We start from the raw sequence: 20,906 nt of genomic DNA, 5'->3' as shown, positions 1-20,906 counted from the left end.
CAAAATTGTCGATGCCTCTCACTTTTTGATTAATCTTATTTCTTTTCGGGTGATATGGCGTATGGTTTAATCATTCTGTGCGATTCAATCGCACTGACACCCCTGCTTTCGTTTTCTCCTTATTCTTCTCACAATGATTAATTTTCTTTACGTTGCATTACGTCACCTTGCATTGCTTAGTGAATAATTAACTCCACTGAAGACGAATAAATAAATCTACCTTTTGGAGCTAATTATGAAACTATTACCTGCTGTTGCGGCTTTATTCATTGCGACCGTTTCTTTTTCTACTCTTGCAGCGACTCCGTCAGCGACACAAGTTGACAAAGCACAGGCGAGCAGCCTGGAAAGCATCGGCGTCGTATCGATATCGGGTGTGAGTGGTTCACCCTCTGATGCCATCCACGCTTTGAAAGAGAAAGCCTCGGCGGACGGTGCATTGCATTACCGTATTATCAGTTTGGACACCCCAGGGGATTCCAGCAACTGGAGAGGTAATGCGGAAATCTACCGCTAATATTCTCTCCTGAAAGTCAGCGGCTGTTATAATATCTCTGGGAAACCATGAGGGGTTATGGCGGCCGTTTCTTATTTTCAGATATTGCTGTGAAGATTAATGGTAATTTTCAGATTCTTATTAATGATTCCTTAAGATCTTAGGTTCAAATTAGGAACCTCAAACCAAGGAGGTTCCAATGTTAAATGCGACACGGCTGCAACTGAAAAATCATCTCTCTTACTTGCAGCAATTTATGGCATCCCCGCGTACTGTTGGCACCTTGATGCCTTCTTCCCCTTGGTTGTGTCAGGCAATGCTCAATCATGTCGAGTGGCACGAAACGTTGGCTATAGCTGAATTAGGCGCGGCAGACGGCGTACTGACTAAGCGAATTTTAGGGCGGATGCGTAACGATGCAGTGGTCGATGCTTATGAAATCCAGCCGAGCTTTGTTCATCAGCTACAAAAAATTGACGATCCGCGCTTACAAGTCATGGCCTGTTCTGCCGAAGGGTTGCAGCGTGACTACGATGTGATTTTCTCGTGCCTACCATTGTTGTCGATTCCGACGAAAATCAGCATTCGAATCTTGCAGCAGGCACAACAACGTTTACGTGAACGCGATGGCACGCTGGTGTTGTTCCAGTACAGTCATTTGTCAGAAAAACTGTTATCACGATATTTTCATTGGGAAAAACAGTTAGTCGTGCGTAACTTCCCGCCAGCATGGGTGTATGTCTGCACACCGCGTTAGAGCCGTTTTTCCATCACCACCACTTCGCCGCCGTATTGTTGACGGCGCTCAATAGTGTGCCATCCCCAAGCTTGATAGAGCGTTTCTGATTTATCGGTAATCAAATGCAGTACCGGATGTTGGAGTTGACGAGCCAGTTCGACAATCGCCTGCTCTAACTGTTTGGCGATGCCTTGCCCACGATAATCCGGGTGTACAAATACGCCTGCCAGCCAAGGGGAAAGCTCCATGCGATGATGATCATCACTGGGCCACAGGCTAGCCATCGCTAACGGTCGTTGATCTTCTACCATCATCAAAGTGATAAAATCTTTACTCGGCTGCGTACATAGCGAAAAACGTTGATGAGTTTGTTGCCAATGGCCTCCGTGCTGTGAGCCCCATTGACCGAATGCCCAAGCGGCGCAGACGTCGACATACTGCGGACATTCTGCCAATGGTACGATGTGTCTCTTCATTTACCTCTCCTTGTTTTGACTATTCCCCACGCTTTGGTTCCTGCTACCGATGAAATCTGGTTAAATAGCCGCCCTCAGAGCGAGGTACGCGTATGAACCTGACAATTCGTTTGGCGCAATCACCAGACATTATGCAGCTTGTCGCAGCAGAACGCTCGGCGGCACAATTATTTCGTCAACATCCCGATTGGGGTTTTATTGCTGATGCTGAGGTGATGTCGCCACAGCAACACACTGAGCTTATCCAACAGCAGCAAGAATGGCTGGCGGTGAGTGCCACGGGGGAAGTGGCCGGATTTATCGCCGTGCGTCCTCTTGAGCATAGCTGGCATATTGCGGAATTGTCGGTTGCTGCCGAATGGCAACGACAGGGGATTGGGCAAAGTCTGATAAATGCGGTGGTCGAACGGGCGCGTCAGCAAGATGTGCGGCAATTAACACTAACGACTTTTGTCGATGTGCCATGGAATACACCTTATTATCAGCGAGTTGGTTTTAGAATGATCCCCGCGACACAACTGACAGCGGAATTGCAGCAGATTTTGGCGCATGAAAGGGCGCTAGGCTTTCCAGTAGGAAGTCGCTGTGCCATGAATTTTACACTATCGTAAAGATTGAAATACGGCTTGGCGGCGGTATGATGCAACAACGCCACCATCGCTGATTCTGTGCCATGAATTGTCGAGGTACAGGATAAGCCATCAAGTCACCGTATAAGGGACAACTTAATGACACAAACCATTTTTATGGTAGGCGCTCGTGGAGCCGGTAAAACCACCGTTGGTAGTGCATTAGCGCAAGCGTTGGGTTACCAATTCACTGACACCGATCTGTTTATGCAGCAGGTCGCGCAGATGAGTGTGGCGGAAATGGTGGAGAAAGAAGGTTGGTTGGGATTTCGTCGTCGCGAGACGATTGCTTTGCAAACAGTTACTAAGCCGTCAACAATAGTTGCCACGGGTGGCGGTATGATCTTAGCAGAAGAAAACCGCCGCTTTATGCGTGAGCATGGCACGGTGATTTACTTGCGTTCCCCGGCGGCCGTATTGGCGAGTCGTTTGGAAGAGTATCCTCAGGATACCCAGCGCCCAACTTTGACCGGTCGCCCAATCGCAGAAGAAATGCAGGAGGTGTTAGCCGCTCGTGAAGCTCTCTACCTAGAAACCGCTCATTATGTGATGGACGGCACCCATCAGCCGCAACAGGTGGTGGAGCAGATCCTGAGTCTGTTGTTGCGCGAAACGGTATTAACTCACCATCGAGTGTAATTTGAGCGCGCTGCTATACTTACTTCTGTGTGAAACCAGAAGGAGAGTGGTATGCGCGACCATGATCAAACAACAACAGCTCGAACGGCTTACATTGTGGAAGTGGATAGGGGCGATCCGAGTTGGCATTTACACCGTTATGAAGTCCGTAGTGATGATGCCGAACCTAATGAATTGCTCAGTGAACATCAGACCGAGCAAGAGGCATTGGATGCCAAGCATCGATACGAAGACTCGAAGTTGACATAGATACGATGAAACCGGCCATGTGCCGGTTTTCTTTTTCAGTTCGTTTCTGAGTCAATCAGAATCACGACCGTTTTTACCCGCAGTACGAGATGTGTTAATAGCAGCTTCGTACAAGTTGGCAGAAAAGCTTGGCGACGACTATTGGCAGTAGCGCTAATCATTTGATTTAAATAACTATAAAATAGCCCTCGTCTCTCCCTTTCAGGGGCTATGGCTCTATTTTCTTCACTGCTCCAGCGTACTTAACTATAACATGGCATGTTAGTAGAATTTTCACCTGTACCGCGATCCCATTTCGCATGAAAAGCCAGTGACAGAACGCCGTATATCCCCCAATATGGTTGTTCCACAAAGATGATTACGCAGGTGCCATTTTATGCTGAAAGTTAACGAATATTTTGCCGGGAAAGTGAAGTCCATTGGTTTCGAAAGTGACAGCATTGGCCGTACCAGCGTTGGGGTGATGGAAGCAGGGGAATATACTTTCCCTACTGGGAATCCGGAGGAAATGACCGTGGTTTCTGGGAGTTTGAAAGTGTTGTTACCAGGAGCACCTGATTGGCAGACTTTCGCTGCGGGAGAGAAGTTCTTTGTTCCGGGGAGCAGCGAATTCAACGTGTCGGTAGGTGATACAACCGCTTATCTGTGTCGTTACCTGTCTAAATAACGCGATACGAATTCAAGTATGAAAGGGCGCTCGAGTGGCGCCCTTGATGTTTCTAGCGCTGAGCTTCGCCACCCAGAGCTTCGATGGCGTTTTTGATCAACGCGGCCAGTTCGCTGGTCATCAGAATAAAATCGGCATCAAAGCGTTGGGCAAAATCGTCACGATCGATATCGTCATTTTGATCGCGCAGCATATCGGCGAATTTCAAGCGTTTCAGCGAGCCGTCATCGGAGAACACCAATTGAATGCGCTCCTGCCAATCTACCGCCAGCTTGGTCACTAATTTCCCTGCTTCGATATGTACCGCGATCTCATCGCTGATCAGATTCTGCTTCTTACAACGGATCACTCCGCCTTCTTCTAGAATGGCTTTCAGTTCTGCTTCGTCCTGAATGATAAAGCCCGCAGGCAATTCGCCGGAACGCACCCATTCGGTCAGCGTTAGCTCGATCGGGCTTTCCATGGTCAATGGCACTACTGGCAGTGAACCTAGGCTCTTACGTAGCAAAGCTAAGGTATCTTCGGCACGTTTGGCGCTGGCGGCATCGACCATAATCAGACCGTTGACGGTATCGATCCACATAAAGGTCTGGTTGAAGCGGCTGAACGCACGTGGCAACAGGCTGTGCAGCACTTCATCTTTCAACGAGTCCTTTTCGGTTTTTTTCAGCTTGCGGTGTTGCTCACCTTCCAATTTTTCGATTTTGGCTTGCAGGGCTTGCTTGATCACCGGAGAAGGCAGGATCTTCTCTTCTTTACGCGCGCAGATCACTATCTGACCGTTAACCGCGTGGGTCAGTGCATCGCTGTGGGAGCCCATTGGGGAAACCCAGCCGGTCTTCGCCATGTCTTGGCTACCACAAGGGGTGAATGAAAATTCACCGAGTTGTTTTTCCATTTCATCCGCATTCAGCGTGACTTCGCGGCTCAAACGGTAAACCATCAAATTCTTAAACCACAGCATAGTGTTATCCCTGGCTTGGCGTGCTTTGGGCACGCAAATTCATCAAAAACAGGCCGGCATGATAACTAATTGACGTTGAAAAATCGCCTCATTCCTCTGATTTGCGTGCGTACGTGTATTGCGGCACACTCGATGGATTCAGGTGATTGTGATGTCGCGCTGTGAGGAGAAAACCGTGCGTATTGGTATCGATCTAGGTGGAACAAAAGTTGAGGTGATTGCTTTAGCGGATGATGGACGCGAGCTGTTCCGCCATCGGATTGCCACACCGCGTGATGATTATCAGCAAACGCTGGCGGCAATCTGTGGATTGGTCAAGTTAGCGGAAGAGAAAACCAGTCAACAAGGTTCGGTGGGGGTCGGTATACCCGGCACGTTGTCGCCGTTTACTGGGCTGGTCAAAAATGCCAACTCTACTTGGCTCAACGGTCAGCCGCTGGACAAAGATCTCTCCGCCCTGTTGGCACGTGAAGTGCGATTGGCGAATGATGCTAACTGCTTGGCCGTATCAGAAGCAACTGACGGAGCCGCTGCGGGCAAACAAACGGTGTTTGCGGTGATCATTGGCACGGGTTGTGGTGCTGGCGTAGCGATTAACGGTCAGGCGCATTCGGGGGGCAATGGCATTTCAGGTGAATGGGGACATAACCCGTTGCCGTGGTTAGATGATGACGAATTGCGCTTTCGGGCCGAGGTTCCTTGCTATTGCGGCAAACAAGGTTGTATCGAAACCTTTATTTCCGGCACCGGTTTCGCCACCGATTATGCGCGTTTAAGCGGCAATCCGCTGCAAAGCCATCAGATTATGACGTTGGTTGAACAGCAAGAGCCAACCGCAGAGCTGGCTATCCAGCGTTACGAACTGCGCTTGGCAAAATCGCTGGCGCATGTGATCAATATTTTCGATCCGGATGTGGTGGTGCTAGGCGGGGGGATGAGTAACGTTGAGCGTCTCTACCAGAACGTACCGCCACTGGTGAAGAACTGGGTGTTTGGTGGGGAATGTGAAACGCCTATTCGCAAGGCTGCCCACGGTGATTCGAGTGGTGTGCGTGGTGCGGCATGGTTATGGCCGCAAAAATAAATTAAAAAAAGCCCCGGGGTGAGCGGGGCCGAAATCGGAAAATATCTATACCCTTCATACTTCAAGCTGCATTTTTGTTGGCTGCCTTTACTCACCCTAGTCACTTGGTGGGCCAAGCTCCTAGGGATTATGGCAAGCCACCCTTCGGGCCAGCGCAAGCGCTGTTCAAATCGGTCTGGCGACCAATTTGTCGCTGCGTTGCCGCCCCAATGCAACTCGAATTATTTTGGGTAGAGTGGTTTTTCTTCTGCACATCTTTACGCGTTAAGAATTATATATTTTGACATTCCTTTACGATATAAATTTATTATTCAATAATAAATCGAAGTTATTAATGGTCGAGATACAAATAGTGCATCCAACTGGTCATGCGCAACAATACTTTCCTTATAATCGACACATGCTTAAAGTATTCTGAATAAACAGCAACCTGCGCCGTAGTTCCACCTGGTAGCTGTAAAAGATCACTTTTGTTATCTAAAACCACTTCAGCATAAATACCATCAAGATCGCTTTTAAAACTGAGACCTTGCATTTGACCTTGGGCTTGATAACTGCCATTGGGAACTAATGGCAATATTTTCTTAACTGTGCCAGAAAATACTTTACCCGGTAGGCCATTAAATACGATCTCAGCTTTATCTCCAGCGGTAAGTCGCAAGCTGGAGTTTTGCCGAAATACTGCATACACGCTGGAAGGTTGTTGCGGAACAAATATCATCACCGGGCGCAGCGGAATATCGCGGACAAACATCCCCGGCCTCAGTAAAGACTGAGTGATATAGCCTTTACTCGGGGCTCGAACCACGGTGCGCTCTAGGTTATATTCCGCTTCTTTTAAACTAGCTTTCAGACTGTAAACTGCAGCGTTCTCGCCGTTAATTTTGGCTGCCAACTGTGCTTTGGTTTCTTCGGTTCTGGCGATTGCCGCTTTCAATTGGGCATCTGCCGCCAGATAGTTTTGCCGAGCCGTCAATACTTCTTGTTCAGTAAACGGGCTTTTGAACTTGTCACGACTGCCTTTGCTATAGCGCTGGGCATCGCTGAAGGCCAGATCGCGCGTGGCTTGGTATTGCTGCACATCGGCATGGGTTGCCGCCAAGCGAGCCTTTAAGGTTTCAACATTCTGGGCTGCGCTGACGATCTCGGCCTTGATCTTATCCACTTTCGCTTGATAAGCGGTGGCATCGATCTTAAACAAGAAATCACCTTGTTTGAGCATCTCGTTAGTTTTACTGGTGACTTCAACCACCGTACCCTCTACCTCGGGAATAATAGGCACGGTCACGGAAACCATTTGTGCTCGTTCGGTATAAGGGTGGTTGTAATTCATTAATAATAATAGCGTACCAATTAATATTATGCCGCCGAGAATAGCGGTTGGTACGGTCCACTTGTTGAGTGGGATATTAAAAAATTTGAATATGCCGTAGCAAATTGCGGCATAGGTCAGGATGAGTAATAAATCCACTTTTACCTCAGGTGTTCAGAGAAATTCAATTGGCTAACTTATGGCTTACGCGAAGAGATTTGGCTTTCTAATTGAGCCAGTTTGACTCTGAGTTCGGCTATTTCCGCATGACTGTTCGGCGATTGTTCGGTAAAACCCCAACCTCGATCTGGCCGGTACAACATGGCCCAAATCCATAAGAAAGGCCAAATAGCGTGCAGGGTAAACAAGCTAACCCAACCTGCGGCATGGATGGCATCCTGATGTGGATGATTACGTTTTACCGCGATTTCGTAAGGGATGTCGTGTACGGCAATGATGCCGTAAAAAAGGGTTACCCCAACAAAAATCAGCACACACAGGGCGAAGTAATCTAAAAACATATTTTCGGTCTCTGCTAACAATAGAATGCTATATACCCGTCATACTTGAAGCTACATCTTTGTTGGCTGCGTCTGTTCACCCTAGTCACATAGTTATCTATGCTCCTAGGGATTCACGAACTTGCCGCCGCGATGTAACTCCAATTATTTTAGGTATGGTTCAAAATTTAGACCGTGAATAATATAACTATCCCCGAGATATAATGATGACTATTTTATTCAAAAATAAATAACGGGGAAATGTAAGTAAATAAAGGTAAATAATGGCCGAACGTGCGTAACTACCTAGCATTTGAATAAAAAATATGGTGAACGGTTGGTAAAGAAACTATGCTTGTTGAGTAGACTCATTTTTACGCAACTTCAGTAAGTTATTAATGTAGGATGTTTTATGATTGTTCAGCAACCGATCCGCCCAGAGGCGATCATTCAGCGATTAACTCATGCCTTGGAATCTATCGCAACTGAGGTTAAAACCATCCCGAGAAAGAAATTACCTTGGGAATTCAAAGGAAAGCAACAACTCTATTTATTCAAAAGTGGCGAGCTTTCATTTATTAGAAATACTGATGAACTCCTGATTGCTACGGTTTACGATCCTAATATATTCGGCATTGGTGAGGCGATACAACCTTCTTTTTATCATACCTTACGGATTGAAACTGAATCGGAGATTCTGCGTGTAGATGTTGAGCAGGCGTTTGCTTTGTTTGATTCCGCAGGTCTATGGCGAGATATCACAACATTGTTATCTTATTATGCTTGCTATCTTTTTTATCGTGACTCGCAAATAGTTCAACAGCGTACCTATACCATTATTCGTAATCATCTGATTGAAATGAGTACCTTATCGGATGAATACCGTGAGAGAGAAACAATCCTAGATTATATCCAAAAACGGACCTTATTATCGCGCAGCAGTATTTTAAACGTCGTCGCCGAATTAAAAAATGGTCAATATATAGAAGTTAAGAAAGGTGGATATTTGATCTCACTTTCTACCTTGCCAGTGCGTTTTTAATCGTGTTCATAGGACACCAGTAAAAAATTGCGAGCTTCATCCCAAGGCCTGTACAAAAACTAGACTCATTGCTATGCTTTAGCTAACTTAGCTAAGGAGGCTGTCATGTCTATTCAAGCCAATATGCATGAAGCGAAATCGAATTTGAGTCAGTTAGCGGACAAAGCCGCGGAGGGAGAGACTGTGATTATTGCAAAAGCAGGGAAGCCATACGTGCAACTGGTGGCGATCAAAGGAGAACCCCGTGTGCCCGGTGCCGCCAAAGGCAAATTTAGTATTCCAGTCAATTTCAACGATCGAGACGACGACATTACCGCTCTGTTTGAGGACGGTATATGAGACGGCTGCTGCTAGACACCCATACGTTACTGTGGTGGCTGGTGGACGATCCTAACCTAGGTGTGATGGCGAGAAAGTTGATCGCCGATGCCAACAACAGTATCTACGTTAGTGCTGCCAGCATCTGGGAAATCTCAATCAAGCAATCCCTAGGGAAACTCGTTGTTCCAGACGATATCTACGATGATATCGAAGCTGAAGACTTCCTCTCTCTACCGATCGCCGCGTTCCATGGAATGCAGGCTGGGCAGTTGCCACAATTACACCGAGATCCTTTTGATAGGATATTGATCGCTCAGGCACAAGCGGAGGGGCTTACGCTAATTACTGCGGATGGGGTGTTTCCACAGTATGGGGTGAGGGTGTTTGATGCGAGGCGGTGAGGGAGCTGGTTCGAGTCCGGCCTTCGGCACCATTAGTATGTAAATAGACCTCAACTGAGGTCTTTTTTTATATCTAAAATCCAGTCCCCGCAAGGCTTTGCCCCGCTTTTCAGTCAACCGACGTCAATCTGAGTTACCCCACATCAACATGCTTGTGAGTATAGAACCGAGTATATATGCTGGTTCGATAATGCTTATATACTCACGGCAGCATATGGAAGGAATACCATCATGGCCCTGACTGATACCAAGGTGCGTTCGGTAAAACCAGAAGCAAAGGAATACTCGCTAGTAGACGGCGATGGCATGTTTTTGTTGATACACCCTAACGGCTCCAAATACTGGCGCTTTCGTTTCCGTTTTGGCGGTAAACAACATCTGATGGCTTTTGGTGTTTACCCAGAGACATCTCTGGCTGATGCTCGTCAAAAGAGGGAAGAGGCCAGGAGGCTTGTTGCTGCCGGTGTCGATCCTCGTGAGCATAAGCGTGCAATAAAAGAAGAACACGCTAAAGAGGTCATCACTTTTGAATCTGTTGCCAGAGACTGGCACGCCAGCAATCAAAAGTGGTCGGAGTCGCATAGTGGCCGTGTTCTTAAAAGTCTGGAAGATAATCTGTTCGATGCGATTGGTAAGCGGAATATCGCTGAGTTAAAAACCAGAGATTTACTTATTCCCATTAAAGCCGTAGAGATGTCTGGACGTCTTGAGGTGGCGGCGCGTTTACAGCAACGAACAACAGCAATTATGCGATTTGCCGTGCAAAGCGGTTTAATCGACTATAACCCCGCACAAGAGATCGCTGGAGCAGTTGCCACAGCTAAACGACAGCATCGTGCTGCGCTAGAACTTAATCGCATTCCTGAACTACTTCATCGTATCGACACATATACCGGCAGACCACTAACACGCTTAGCTGTGGAGCTGACGTTGTTAGTCTTCATTCGATCTAGTGAGTTACGTTTTGCTCGCTGGTCAGAAGTCGATTTTGAAACTGCAATGTGGACGATTCCGGGAGAGCGTGAGCTACTGGAAGGCGTTAAACACTCCCAGCGTGGCTCTAAGATGAAGACTCCACATCTTGTTCCCTTATCGCGTCAAGCTCTGATCATTCTGGAAAAAATCAAAAGCATTAGCGGAAACCGAGAGCTGATTTTCGTTGGTGATCACGATCCACGTAAACCAATGAGTGAGAACACGGTCAATAAGGCTTTACGGGTAATGGGGTATGACACCAAAGTTGATGTATGCGGGCATGGTTTTAGAACCATGGCTTGTAGTTCGTTGATTGAATCGGGATTGTGGTCGAAGGATGCAGTAGAACGGCAGATGAGTCATCAGGAGCGTAACTCTGTGCGTGCGGCTTATATCCATAAGGCCGAGCACCTAGGGGAGCGCAGGCTGATGGTGCAGTGGTGGGCTGATTATCTGGATGTGAATCGAGAGAAGGGGATTAGTCCGTTTGATTTTGGAAGAAGAAAATAGTGTTTAAATGAAGAATGTATGATGGTGGCTCTTTTGAGAACACCATCATAATTATAAATTACGGGTATAGTTTTTTTACTACAGCTTTCTTTTCTGAAACGAATCTATCTATCCATTCTTTAGTTGAAAAACATTCTGCTATCCCACACAAGCTAATGCTTAATTTATCAGCTTGCACACCTTTTTCAACTCTTTCAGAAAAACCATGGCCAGATTTCAGTGCTCCCTTATTAGCGATTAAATAGCGGTCATGAACAAAGTTGTCTGGGATTAAAACATACTCAAAGGTTGGTATGTTTTTATATTTCCCCTTGAACTCATTTTGGAAAATGGTTTCTACATTTGCTGTGTCGATAGCGGTAACTAAAACTATTTTCACAATCCCAGTATTTTCCGTTAATGAATTAAATATAGCATGTAAAACTTTGTTTCCAGACAGTACAAAATATGGATCGATAATTGTTATTTCATTTCCGATTTTTAATAGGGGTGATATTTCTGCATAAATTGATTCGGCATTAGTATTTATTAATTTAGTTGGAGGGATATTCCATCTTTCATCACCATTAATGATTTCATCATAATTTAAAGCACCAGCATAAGTCTCAGATATAATAAGATGGAATGGAGTATGTGTTTGTTGTTTTTGTACCCAGTCTGACCAATTGATAAAATATATATGGCTTCGATATTGAGGTAGAAAAATAATAGATTGATCTTTTTCTTTATATATTTTATTAAGATAGTTTTTTATGGATTGTTTTTTTACATCTTGAAGGTCTGTAGACCCCTTTACAGCATTAAAAGCTGCTCTTGCCCATTCTCTTACTGGCGCGATAATATATCTTCCACGATCAAAACCAAATCTCTCTTTAAGCAAGCCGTAATAGTGATATTCACTCAGACAGTGAGGGTCCAATGTTATTTCTTCGTACATCAGAATAGCTCCTCGTCTCGCTCATCGAAGAAGCCACCAGGCCAGGTTTCATTGAAATCGCCATCTTCAGTGACATTAATTCTTCTTACTTTAGCCCCACTTGATGAAGGTTCTATGTATATCACCGAGAGATCTTTAGTCGAGATTTCATTAAAGTCACTTGGCAACTTCTTCTCATTGATTTCTCTGATTCGTCTTAGTAATCGTAAAATTAAGTGCTCACTATGAGTTTCAATCAAAAAATTGATTTTATTATTCGACTGCAGTAATAAATCACCAATAGCAACTTGCACTCTGGGATGCACATGAAGCTCTGGTTGTTCGCAAGCTATTAGCCCTTGTTTACGGCTTAAAGAGGCTACAACCAAAGGCATAAGTTGAGATATCCCAACGCCAATCTCATTAGGTTCTACTGAAATATCATTATTAATATCCCATAGTGAATATTTCAGTTTATTGTTTATCAAATCCAATTGATAGCGAGTTGTAGGAGTGTCATGTTCGTAAGATGAAATGATTTCTGTATCTAAATTTGCTTTCAAAGTTTCTTTTGATATGTTTTTTGATATACGCTTAATTTCGGAAAATGTTTTTTCAGCGTGTAATACAATTCCATAACCAAGGTTAAGCTTCCTATGATCAGATAACCAAAAATTAACTGATTGTAATAAGTTTATATCTATCTTAGCTAAAGTGTGCCATGAAGCTGACCCATTGTACCAGTCTTTTTGGTTGATATTGGCGTTCGATTGAAATAAAGCATCAGGAATTGTTCGTAGTGGGCCAATACATAAACTATCTTTTAAAAGGTCATATAAATTATCGAGAGGAGCAACAACTAAGTCACTTAATATTTCGATAGCCCTTTCATTTAATCGCGTGTCTTCAAGCATTAAAGAGACTGTTAGTTTTTTTCCGATATAGGGTAATGCACCTGAATGAGATTCTAAAGCAATGGGTACATGAATTGTTTTATGCGATGCAAACGAGAACTCATCAGTAATCACGCTTTCAGTACTGGTTGTAGTGGCATTATCCGCTATTCTTGGTTTATTGAGTAATTGGTGGAATTCACTAACAAACGCATCGTTACTTAAGGATATATCTTCATCTTCATAATCATTGCCCTTTGATATAGCTCTATAGTCAGGTTTTTTATTTCTTTTTATATCAAGAGCTTTCACTTTAAGGGCTTCATGAATAGTGGAACCTTCATCTATGCAATTGAGTAGCCACTCATTGTGATTATCAGGGATTAGCAAGGGGTGTAAATAATTTATTGCGCTTATTATGGGTTGTTTTAGCCCTGAATCACTTGTAACCTCAGCAATATTCTCGCCATCAAAAGCTATTGTGTAGCGTGAAATGTAAGCAGTATTTTCTGCAGTTGACCAAGCTATTTCAAACTCAATTGACATTTCTTCAGATAATTCAGATGGACTCGTAATGCCTGTAATATAATCTTCAAATAAATCTTCAATAAACCCATAGCTACTGCCAATTCTGTTATCTTTATCAAAAGTTAATTTTATTATAATCGAGTCTTTAATGTTATTTTTATGTATTAATTTTTTAAACCCACCGATATATTTATCGCCGAGAGCTTCTAATCTTTCAGGATTACAATTTCCACTTTCAATTATTTGCTGTAAATAAAATAATGCTACTAGTACAGTACTTTTACCCACTGAATTAGGGCCAAAAAGAAGTGTTATTGGAGAAAATTCAATTGTTTGACATTCTTGAAAAGTTCGAAAATTGGTTAGAGCTAGTTTTTTTATTTTCATATGACTTTCTCCGTTAATTAAATATTACACGGAATGTGTAGTGTTAAATAAATGTTCAGGCTATTGACCTAGATAACGAGCCTATAAATTCTTCAATACTGTTTTGACTGGAGTTTATAAGATCATAAGCAGATAATATTTCCGTCTTAATATATTCAAATTTATTTTGCTCCTCAATTGGCGGAAAAATAGTTTCTATAGGATAAATTCTACTTCCTGAAACTAAGGGTTGAGCAGCTCTTCCTGCAAATTGATTTAGATTTAATATTTCCAGCAATTGTGAAAGATAATGAATATTCGTATCACATAAATATTTTTTAACATACAATGCATTATCAGTAACCCATGAATTAGGTTTTGTTATATGAATTTTTCCGCAATATACTCCTACACGTCCAATTGTTAATTGTGGATCGCTGAACATGTATTCTGAATGATAACCTGTAATTCCATTCCCTCCATATACAGGGTATATTCCTTCTTTATCCATTGCTTTAGCAATGAGGCCTGTACCGCTAGATAATTTTATTACATTACCTAGAGGTTTGATATTCCATTTTTTATTATTGATGATTGGATCCCCAAACATTTTGAAAAAAATAGAATTTAATAACTCATGCTGAATTTTGACTGCCTCAATGCGTTTCCTTTTTATTTCATAAGACTTATCCAGCGTGTTTACTATTAAATCTTGCTGCTCAAGGGTCGGAAGTTTTACTTCATAGTTGCGTAAATAATCTACAGGAACCCTTTTTTGTCCCGCACTGCCTGTCATTTTTTTTTCTGCTAAAAATCTAAATTTCTCGTTCCAAACTACGTAGAATAGATATTTAGGGTTCACTAGCTCTGTATTCGCCCGGAGTACATGAAATTCTGTTGAGCCGAAACCAATTTGAGAATCAATATTTTCTACATAAGTGGCTTTACCATTTTCAAAGCATGGTGTTATTTTTGCTAATAAAACATCACCGCGCTCAAAATATGTAAATCCTTTTTTGAGGCTTTTGATAGTTTTCTTTTCTTGAGATATTATTTGTCCTGCTTCACTAACGGAAGCCATTGAAATAAAGCTTACAACTTGTTCTTCATTTATCCCTTTAGGTAAGCGAGGATTGATTTCTGCTATATCGCCTAATTTAAATGTAACGTAGCTCATAGCAATTTCTCCAACGCCTCAAGATCAGACAAAATATCTTCCTCTAATTTTTTTAGTCGTAGGAAAATTATTTTTGGATCTTCTATAAATTGTGCTTCATGAACGACTTCCTTATAGCGATTTATTGAGAAGTCGTATTTTTCGGCGATAATATCTGCTTTTCTTACTATAAACGGTGATTTTGTTCGATCATGATAATCATTGGAAATATCAATGCCATTAGGATACTGTTCTTTTAGTAGGGCTGAAAATCTATTCCCGATAAAGTTATCCGTAGGTAGGCTTTGGGTTTGGCGATAATGTTTCCAGCTCGCAATAAGATGGGGTAAGTCATTATTTTTGATTGGATTACGTTTATCATCCAAACTATAGCCATCGTTTTGCAGATCATAGAACCAGACTTTGTCCGTTTGCCCACCTTTAGTGAATATCAAGATCGCTGTTGCCACTCCAGCGTAAGGTTTAAACACACCTGAAGGTAGGTTGATAATAGCTTCTAGCTGGTTATCTTCCACTAGCGTCTTACGCAGAGACTGGTGGGCTTTACTGGAACCAAAAAGTACGCCTTGAGGCACGATAGTTGCGCTGCGACCACCAACCTTCAGCATTTGCAGAATACGCGCTAAAAATAATAGTTCGGTTTTTTTTGTTTTCACTGTTGCTAGCAGAGAAGGATCAATGTCTTCTTCGTCCAAAGAACCTGTAAACGGTGGGTTTGCCAGTATCAAGTTAAACGCATTCTTACTGGCCTGCGGGAAATTATCGCTGAAGCTTTGACTCATGGTGTCTTGATAATGAATATCCGGCTGTTCAACACCATGCATAATTAGATTCATTGCAGCGATGCGTAGCATGGTGGTATCAAAGTCGTATCCATGGAACATATTCTGATCCACATGGACACGATATGCTGTTAGAAGATCACCGGTAAATATTTTCTGTTCTTCCAGCTCACCATGTTCGTTCACACCTAATTCACTATGAATTGACTCTAAGGAGCTGTATTTTTCCAGAAGATACTCATAGCTAGTTACCAGAAAACCACCAGTCCCGCAAGCTGGGTCACAGACCGTTTCATTGCGCGCAGGATTAGGCTCCATCATCTCTACTATGGCGCGGATAATGTGGCGGGGTGTACGAAACTGACCATTAATGCCAGCGGTTGTGAGTTTGCTGAGTAGGTATTCATATAAATCACCCTTGGTATCTCCACGATCCAAAGGTAAGTTTTTAATCATCTCTACAGCTTTGGTCAATAGTGAAGGTTTCACTATTTCCATACGGGCATCTTTCATAAAGTTGCCCAATAGTGAATCACTGTTGCCTAATGTCCGAAAATGCTGAAATACGCCGTCACGCACTACTTCCATCATTTCATCGGCACCTAAATTGCTGTATTGGCTGAAACGAAACTCTTGCTGTTCAGGGGCAAAGCGTGGCTTGAAATCGATTTTTGTCAGTTGTTTACGCTTTTCGTCCTTCAGCTCAAGGCTGTCCAGCATCCGGGAGTACATCAGATAGGTGATTTGCTCGATCACCGTCAGGGGATTAGTGATACCGCCAACCCAAAAATCTTCCCATAAGTTATCAATGCTGCTTTTTAGTTCTCTTGTGATCATAAGGCTTCTTTAATTCACGTTTATCGCTGCCGTTGGCAGCTCTGAAAAGAGAAAGCCCCGGAACGCGTCCGAGGCTTGAATTGGAGCATTATAGCGCCGGGGACGGAATGACAACACCCAACTCTTCTACGATTTTTTGCAATGTCACAATCTGCTGCATATCCGGGAAGATACCAGTGACACCCTCACCGTGTATCTGAGTAAACGGCTGCTCGAAGAGTTGTTTCATCTCAATAGTACCGTAATCACGGATATGGTTTTTGAGCATCTCTAGGAAACGAATCTGCTGGCTGTTCAGGTGATTTTCAGATGCAAACATAGCGAAGCGTTCTGCAACAGCTTGCCCATCCATACCGATAATAGTGCGTAAAAGATTATCCAGACTGGCAGTTGTCTGTGGAAAGAAGCTTTTCAGATCGCGAATATCGACATTAGGATTTTGGATCAGCACCAGTTTTGCCAATTCGTCCAGTTCTTCAGGTGTGACTGGTTCACCATGTCTGATTTTCTTGAGTACGGGGTTTTGTTGGAATAATGGTTCCAGTGCCCCCTGAACCTGTTGACGCCAAAGTCTGAAATCTACAGTTCGAACTTGTGTTTTCGTGATGGCGGTTTCTATCTGAGTTACATCCTCAGTAATATCTACCGTAAGCGTTCCAACTGGTGGTATGACTTCTTTTTCCATCAGATGCATGATGCCACGCAAATGAATACGCATATCTTCGAAATCATCAAAACTAGCTTGTTTCCACCAGGAAAGTTCTCGCAAATTGTTTATGCGAGCCCCTTGTTGCTGTACCTGCACTAAATGAGGGGGGAGCCTTTCTAGCTTTTCAACTACGGTAGGCCATAGCACATCCAGCTCTTCTACGTTGGTGTAGCGGGCAGTTTGTGCAGTTAGCATGTCCATATCGAAACGCATGGCGTCACTTTGGCCGCGTACATCAACCCATTGCATCAGTGGTGCAATAAAATCCAGTAATATCTGTTGGGTCTGTGGGGCAAATTGCTGCAAAAGCTTTTCATCGCTGCATTGTGCTTTTTGCTGCCATCTTTCTTGCACTGATATGGAGTTATCATCCAGAGCATTAATTTGTACCAATAGCTGTGCCGCAACGCGATTAACTGCTTGTTTATCAAACTTTCGTAATGCCGCCCGGCCTAGCTCAATCCATGCCTCAAAACGTTGCTGTGCTAGGGGCTTGCTGGCTGTAACCTCGGCTTCTTCGGTATTAAGTTCGTGATACTCGAAATTGCCCCAGTGATCAAATATGCGGAATTTCTCTTTATCCAGTGATTTTCCATTCTCATCAACACCGTATAGACCTTTAGCGAGACGTGTCCCACGGCCAATCATCTGCCAGAACTTCACTTTTGATTTAACCGGTTTTGCGAAAACTAGATTGACGATTTCCGGTACATCAATACCGGTATCTAACATATCAACCGAAATAGCGATGATAAGCTCTTTGTTGGTACTTTCATCCAACCCTTTGAAATCCTCGATCAGTTGCTCCGCTCTGACTTCCTGATTATCAATAACCTGGCAAAATCGACCAGCAAACTGCGGATACATCTCATCAAACAGATCTCTCAACAAGATGGCGTGGTTGTGCCCCCTAGCGAAAATGATCGATTTGCCAGGAAGCTGCCCGTCTTTATCTTTCAGGCCATTTTCCATCAGATTACGTAAAATCAGCCTGTTAGTGTCTCGGTTATAGATCCGATCGTCGATGGCTTTGCTATCAAATTCCAGTGTATTGGGATCTATATTCTGTTCTTCTAGTTCACGTATCTGAGCATTGCTTAAATTATCCCGCCTGATTCCCTCACGTAAAAACTGTGTCGTGTGGGTGACCACTTCATAGGGCACCAGATTGTTGTCTGCTATTGCATCTTCGAGACTGTAGTTTGCCGTAGGAATGCGTCCTTCGCAGCCAAACAACCCAAAGGTGGTTTTACTGACCATATCAATAGGGGTTGCTGTCAGGCCTACCTGTAACGCATCAAAGTATTTAAACAAATCTCCGTATACGTTATAGATGGAACGATGTGATTCATCAGCGATAATGAGATCGAAGTAACCAACATCAAAACGATCCATGATGTTCATCATCCCCGGATAGGTCGCGATGTAGACACGGGCATTGAGCATATCTTTCTTTGGGGATACGCCAACCACATACATAGGGTCGCTGATATATTGTTTAAACGCGTTACCTGCCTGCTTACGCAGCTCTTTTCGGTCGCAAAGGAATAACACGCGCTTTACCCAGCGGGCATCAATCATCAGTTTACTCAAAGCGATGGCAACTCGAGTTTTCCCCGTGCCAGTAGCCTGTACAATGAGCGACTGACGATATTTCTGGGTAAAACGTTCACTCACCCTCGCCAGGGTCTCTTGTTGATACAAGCGGCCAGCGACTAGCTCACCTTTGCTGTCTCTGGCGTGGGGAACCTCATTCAGTGGTAGGCGGGTCTCGCGTTGTTGAATCAGATATTGCAGGCTTTCTTTACTGTAGAAACCGAATACTTTACGTGGTGGGTAGCCCTGTGTTTTATGGTCATCCCACAGATAAATATCGTAGCCATTGGTATAAAAAATAACAGGACGTTGCCCGTATTCTTTCTCTAGCCAATTAGCATATAGTCTGGCTTGTGTACGACCTTTATCTGGACTGACTTTAGTTTTTTTGGCTTCAACTACGGCAATCGGTTTGTGGCTATCATCCCACAGTACATAATCTGCAAATCCGTTTCCGGATGTCGTTGGTTGTTCTTTAACAGGATGCTCCTGAGACACCTGTTCAGTATTGGCAGCGTGAGGAGCTACATCCCAGCCAGCAGCAATGAGGCGCGAGTCAATCAGATGGCGGCGAGTTTCAGCTTCATCCAGTGATAGAATGTCAGCAACTTGCTGGTTACGATCTTTTACTTCATGCAGGCGTTGTTCAAGTACTTCTGTTTTTTCCTGCTCTTTTTGCAATGCACGCTGAAGCGCAATTTCCCGCTCGCGAGCACTATCAAGATCTTTGATCGCCGTATCTAAACGTTTTTGCTGTTCTGTAAGATTAACTGAAGTATTTAGTGCATCAGACAATGGTGGTAGAGCAAAAGGTTGGCAGTCATCAACATTCCCCTGAGCGTAACGAACGTAAAGCCATAGTCCTAACAGAAATGCTTCTTTTAATAACCAGTATGCATCCTGAGCTTTAATGGTGCTTCCATGGGCTGCACGATTACCATGAATGCGCAGAGCGTCCATTTTCATCACAATTGCTTCAGGCATGATGCTGGTAAATACAGAAGCATTCATCAGATCATACAAGCTAGCTTTGAAACCTTCAGGTAGACGTTCCTGTCGGTAGATCCAACGGACAATCTGCTCGTCATAGTTACGTAGCTTAACTAAGCAACTTTCTGGATCGGAATGGACGTACTGTTCTGCTGTGGTCGCAAGGCTTGCTAAATCAGGCCACTTACTGCGTAGCATTTCAAAATTGCGAGACTGCTCCATTAAATCGTTGCCTTATGCAATGGATACAACTAGATATCAGTTGATTTTATCACAGGTTTGTAGGTGATTAGTGTGAGCTGCAGAAAAGGTTTAGCAGTAAATCTGTGCTTATAGTTCAGATAGTTAGATTCACCTAAATGCATATGTTGAGGATTTAGGGGGGAAGTAGGGCAACTGTGAAAGTATTATCCTCTATGCGATATTTTGGGGGAAGGAACGTACCAAGGTAATTGCGACAGATGGCAGTTGTGTATACTGCTGGCGTCCATGACGGCTCGAGACAACAAAGACTAAACGGGTTATTATGCATTCGACACCGTAACAGATTGTATCATAAAGGAATATTAACGTGAATAACGAACCAGCAGAAATTGGATTTAGCGGATGGCGCCTTCTTTTATCGTTTGTTATATTTGTTTACATCATGACCTACACACTGTTTGCAATAAAATACCTCTTTTTGTCATGGGCTGGTGATTATGAATTTTTGAATAATTTAATTCATCCATCGGGCAGTCTTGTTGCTAATGAGGAAATAAAGCTCACGATCTTTACTATAATCGGTGCTTTATTTGGTGGGGCTACATTAGGTATAACCTCTTTACATAGATATTCTGCTGTAACGAAAACATTGGATATTGACCACCTGTGGGGATATTTGATGGCACCGATGCTATCTATTGTAATAGGTATACTAATTTTTTGCCTATTATACAGTGGACTAATGGTTTTAAACGGTGGGGCGAGTATTAATGCAGGGCAAACTAGTGTGAAAATTGGTTATTTATCGCTTGGCGCAATCTGCTCTTATAACTGGGATGTGTTCGTTATGAAATTGCAGAAACTATCAAAACACGTATCAGACGAATAAAGAGAGCTAAGCTCT

The 20,906-nt window shown here is 43.6% G+C and carries 21 protein-coding genes; 12 read left to right on the top strand and 9 right to left on the bottom strand.

Features of this window, described 5'->3' with window-relative positions; translation table 11 throughout:
* Nucleotides 1-235 precede the first annotated feature (235 nt).
* Together AC3ISQ_RS17295 and AC3ISQ_RS17290 are read left to right on the top strand one after the other, a co-directional pair.
* The gene (locus AC3ISQ_RS17295; protein WP_489348488.1) at nt 236-517 is read left to right on the top strand and encodes a YdgH/BhsA/McbA family protein; all 282 of its coding nucleotides are present in this window, start codon (nt 236-238) and stop codon (nt 515-517) included.
* 178 nt (nt 518-695) lie between these two features.
* Nucleotides 696-1,253, top strand: a complete 558-nt coding sequence (locus tag AC3ISQ_RS17290; RefSeq protein ID WP_489348486.1) for a class I SAM-dependent methyltransferase — start codon at nt 696-698, stop codon at nt 1,251-1,253.
* Here the strand turns inward: AC3ISQ_RS17290 and AC3ISQ_RS17285 are convergent.
* A complete protein-coding gene (locus AC3ISQ_RS17285) occupies nt 1,250-1,711 on the bottom strand; it encodes a GNAT family N-acetyltransferase (protein ID WP_489348485.1) in 462 nt (153 codons plus the stop codon). The genes AC3ISQ_RS17290 and AC3ISQ_RS17285 overlap by 4 nt on opposite strands.
* A 92-nt stretch (nt 1,712-1,803) precedes the next feature.
* Here AC3ISQ_RS17285 and AC3ISQ_RS17280 point away from each other — a divergent pair, with 92 nt between their 5' ends.
* The 4 genes from AC3ISQ_RS17280 to ppnP all read left to right on the top strand — a co-directional run bounded on the left by AC3ISQ_RS17280 (nt 1,804) and on the right by ppnP (nt 3,895).
* Nucleotides 1,804-2,322, top strand: coding sequence for a GNAT family N-acetyltransferase (locus tag AC3ISQ_RS17280; protein WP_489348483.1), 519 nt, complete (start codon nt 1,804-1,806; stop codon nt 2,320-2,322).
* 117 nt (nt 2,323-2,439) lie between these two features.
* On the top strand, nt 2,440-2,979 hold the full coding sequence (aroL, locus tag AC3ISQ_RS17275; RefSeq protein WP_489348481.1) for a shikimate kinase AroL: 540 nt from the start codon (nt 2,440-2,442) through the stop codon (nt 2,977-2,979).
* A 51-nt stretch (nt 2,980-3,030) separates the two neighbouring features.
* Complete coding sequence (locus tag AC3ISQ_RS17270; protein WP_489348479.1) at nt 3,031-3,228, top strand: YaiA family protein; 198 nt, start codon at nt 3,031-3,033, stop codon at nt 3,226-3,228.
* 376 nt (nt 3,229-3,604) lie between these two features.
* Nucleotides 3,605-3,895, top strand: coding sequence for a pyrimidine/purine nucleoside phosphorylase (gene ppnP, locus AC3ISQ_RS17265; RefSeq protein ID WP_489348477.1), 291 nt, complete (start codon nt 3,605-3,607; stop codon nt 3,893-3,895).
* 52 nt (nt 3,896-3,947) lie between these two features.
* On the opposite strand, the gene rdgC is transcribed toward ppnP, so the two are convergent.
* The gene (gene rdgC, locus AC3ISQ_RS17260; protein ID WP_489348475.1) at nt 3,948-4,859 is read right to left on the bottom strand and encodes a recombination-associated protein RdgC; all 912 of its coding nucleotides are present in this window, start codon (nt 4,857-4,859) and stop codon (nt 3,948-3,950) included.
* A 175-nt stretch (nt 4,860-5,034) separates the two neighbouring features.
* Between rdgC and mak the strand changes: the two genes are divergently transcribed.
* Nucleotides 5,035-5,943, top strand: a complete 909-nt coding sequence (gene mak, locus AC3ISQ_RS17255; protein ID WP_489353357.1) for a fructokinase — start codon at nt 5,035-5,037, stop codon at nt 5,941-5,943.
* A 331-nt stretch (nt 5,944-6,274) separates the two neighbouring features.
* Here the strand turns inward: mak and AC3ISQ_RS17250 are convergent, their stop codons facing one another.
* Both AC3ISQ_RS17250 and AC3ISQ_RS17245 read right to left on the bottom strand, forming a co-directional pair.
* Entirely contained in the window at nt 6,275-7,414 is a 1,140-nt protein-coding gene (locus AC3ISQ_RS17250; protein WP_489348473.1) for an HlyD family secretion protein, read from the bottom strand.
* Between the two features lie 38 nt (nt 7,415-7,452).
* On the bottom strand, nt 7,453-7,776 hold the full coding sequence (locus AC3ISQ_RS17245; RefSeq protein WP_489348471.1) for a DUF3302 domain-containing protein: 324 nt from the start codon (nt 7,774-7,776) through the stop codon (nt 7,453-7,455).
* A gap of 391 nt (nt 7,777-8,167) precedes the next feature.
* Between AC3ISQ_RS17245 and AC3ISQ_RS17240 the strand changes: the two genes are divergently transcribed.
* From AC3ISQ_RS17240 to AC3ISQ_RS17225, 4 genes are all read left to right on the top strand, one after another.
* On the top strand, nt 8,168-8,797 hold the full coding sequence (locus AC3ISQ_RS17240) for a helix-turn-helix domain-containing protein (protein WP_489348469.1): 630 nt from the start codon (nt 8,168-8,170) through the stop codon (nt 8,795-8,797).
* A gap of 105 nt (nt 8,798-8,902) precedes the next feature.
* Nucleotides 8,903-9,136 carry a type II toxin-antitoxin system Phd/YefM family antitoxin gene (locus AC3ISQ_RS17235; RefSeq protein WP_489348468.1) on the top strand — a complete coding sequence of 78 codons (234 nt, stop codon included), beginning with the start codon at nt 8,903-8,905 and terminating at the stop codon, nt 9,134-9,136.
* Nucleotides 9,133-9,519: a type II toxin-antitoxin system VapC family toxin gene (locus tag AC3ISQ_RS17230; protein WP_489348466.1), complete on the top strand. Its 387-nt coding sequence runs from the start codon at nt 9,133-9,135 to the stop codon at nt 9,517-9,519. The genes AC3ISQ_RS17235 and AC3ISQ_RS17230 overlap by 4 nt, the downstream gene beginning before the upstream one ends.
* Before the next feature lie 231 nt (nt 9,520-9,750).
* The gene (locus AC3ISQ_RS17225; protein ID WP_489348464.1) at nt 9,751-11,004 is read left to right on the top strand and encodes a tyrosine-type recombinase/integrase; all 1,254 of its coding nucleotides are present in this window, start codon (nt 9,751-9,753) and stop codon (nt 11,002-11,004) included.
* A gap of 58 nt (nt 11,005-11,062) precedes the next feature.
* Here AC3ISQ_RS17225 and AC3ISQ_RS17220 read toward each other — a convergent pair whose 3' ends face one another.
* From AC3ISQ_RS17220 to AC3ISQ_RS17200, 5 genes are all read right to left on the bottom strand, one after another.
* Nucleotides 11,063-11,941 carry a hypothetical protein gene (locus AC3ISQ_RS17220; protein WP_489348462.1) on the bottom strand — a complete coding sequence of 293 codons (879 nt, stop codon included), beginning with the start codon at nt 11,939-11,941 and terminating at the stop codon, nt 11,063-11,065.
* A complete protein-coding gene (locus tag AC3ISQ_RS17215; protein ID WP_489348461.1) occupies nt 11,941-13,728 on the bottom strand; it encodes an AAA family ATPase in 1,788 nt (595 codons plus the stop codon). The genes AC3ISQ_RS17220 and AC3ISQ_RS17215 overlap by 1 nt, the downstream gene beginning before the upstream one ends.
* A 55-nt stretch (nt 13,729-13,783) precedes the next feature.
* Nucleotides 13,784-14,884: a restriction endonuclease subunit S gene (locus tag AC3ISQ_RS17210; protein WP_489348459.1), complete on the bottom strand. Its 1,101-nt coding sequence runs from the start codon at nt 14,882-14,884 to the stop codon at nt 13,784-13,786.
* Nucleotides 14,881-16,503, bottom strand: coding sequence for a type I restriction-modification system subunit M (locus tag AC3ISQ_RS17205; RefSeq protein ID WP_489348457.1), 1,623 nt, complete (start codon nt 16,501-16,503; stop codon nt 14,881-14,883). The genes AC3ISQ_RS17210 and AC3ISQ_RS17205 overlap by 4 nt, the downstream gene beginning before the upstream one ends.
* 88 nt (nt 16,504-16,591) lie before the next feature.
* Entirely contained in the window at nt 16,592-20,020 is a 3,429-nt protein-coding gene (locus tag AC3ISQ_RS17200; protein WP_489348456.1) for a DEAD/DEAH box helicase family protein, read from the bottom strand.
* 349 nt (nt 20,021-20,369) lie between these two features.
* Between AC3ISQ_RS17200 and AC3ISQ_RS17195 the strand changes: the two genes are divergently transcribed.
* Complete coding sequence (locus tag AC3ISQ_RS17195; RefSeq protein WP_489348454.1) at nt 20,370-20,891, top strand: hypothetical protein; 522 nt, start codon at nt 20,370-20,372, stop codon at nt 20,889-20,891.
* The last annotated feature ends 15 nt before the right edge of the window (nt 20,892-20,906 follow it).

The organism is Serratia sp. KH_031 (assembly GCF_057839655.1).
Note: the sequence above shows the minus strand (reverse complement) of the source record. Positions and strands in the feature narration are given on the sequence as shown.

Coding starts and splice junctions, on each gene's coding strand:
- AC3ISQ_RS17285 (WP_489348485.1), bottom strand. CDS start 1,711: ATGAAGAGACACATCGTACCATTGGCAGAATGTCCGCAGTATGTCGAC.
- AC3ISQ_RS17290 (WP_489348486.1), top strand. CDS start 696: ATGTTAAATGCGACACGGCTGCAACTGAAAAATCATCTCTCTTACTTG.
- AC3ISQ_RS17235 (WP_489348468.1), top strand. CDS start 8,903: ATGTCTATTCAAGCCAATATGCATGAAGCGAAATCGAATTTGAGTCAG.
- AC3ISQ_RS17210 (WP_489348459.1), bottom strand. CDS start 14,884: ATGAGCTACGTTACATTTAAATTAGGCGATATAGCAGAAATCAATCCT.
- AC3ISQ_RS17225 (WP_489348464.1), top strand. CDS start 9,751: ATGGCCCTGACTGATACCAAGGTGCGTTCGGTAAAACCAGAAGCAAAG.
- AC3ISQ_RS17240 (WP_489348469.1), top strand. CDS start 8,168: ATGATTGTTCAGCAACCGATCCGCCCAGAGGCGATCATTCAGCGATTA.
- AC3ISQ_RS17205 (WP_489348457.1), bottom strand. CDS start 16,503: ATGATCACAAGAGAACTAAAAAGCAGCATTGATAACTTATGGGAAGAT.
- ppnP (WP_489348477.1), top strand. CDS start 3,605: ATGCTGAAAGTTAACGAATATTTTGCCGGGAAAGTGAAGTCCATTGGT.
- AC3ISQ_RS17280 (WP_489348483.1), top strand. CDS start 1,804: ATGAACCTGACAATTCGTTTGGCGCAATCACCAGACATTATGCAGCTT.
- rdgC (WP_489348475.1), bottom strand. CDS start 4,859: ATGCTGTGGTTTAAGAATTTGATGGTTTACCGTTTGAGCCGCGAAGTC.
- AC3ISQ_RS17200 (WP_489348456.1), bottom strand. CDS start 20,020: ATGGAGCAGTCTCGCAATTTTGAAATGCTACGCAGTAAGTGGCCTGAT.
- AC3ISQ_RS17220 (WP_489348462.1), bottom strand. CDS start 11,941: ATGTACGAAGAAATAACATTGGACCCTCACTGTCTGAGTGAATATCAC.
- AC3ISQ_RS17215 (WP_489348461.1), bottom strand. CDS start 13,728: ATGAAAATAAAAAAACTAGCTCTAACCAATTTTCGAACTTTTCAAGAA.
- AC3ISQ_RS17230 (WP_489348466.1), top strand. CDS start 9,133: ATGAGACGGCTGCTGCTAGACACCCATACGTTACTGTGGTGGCTGGTG.
- AC3ISQ_RS17245 (WP_489348471.1), bottom strand. CDS start 7,776: ATGTTTTTAGATTACTTCGCCCTGTGTGTGCTGATTTTTGTTGGGGTA.
- AC3ISQ_RS17270 (WP_489348479.1), top strand. CDS start 3,031: ATGCGCGACCATGATCAAACAACAACAGCTCGAACGGCTTACATTGTG.
- AC3ISQ_RS17295 (WP_489348488.1), top strand. CDS start 236: ATGAAACTATTACCTGCTGTTGCGGCTTTATTCATTGCGACCGTTTCT.
- aroL (WP_489348481.1), top strand. CDS start 2,440: ATGACACAAACCATTTTTATGGTAGGCGCTCGTGGAGCCGGTAAAACC.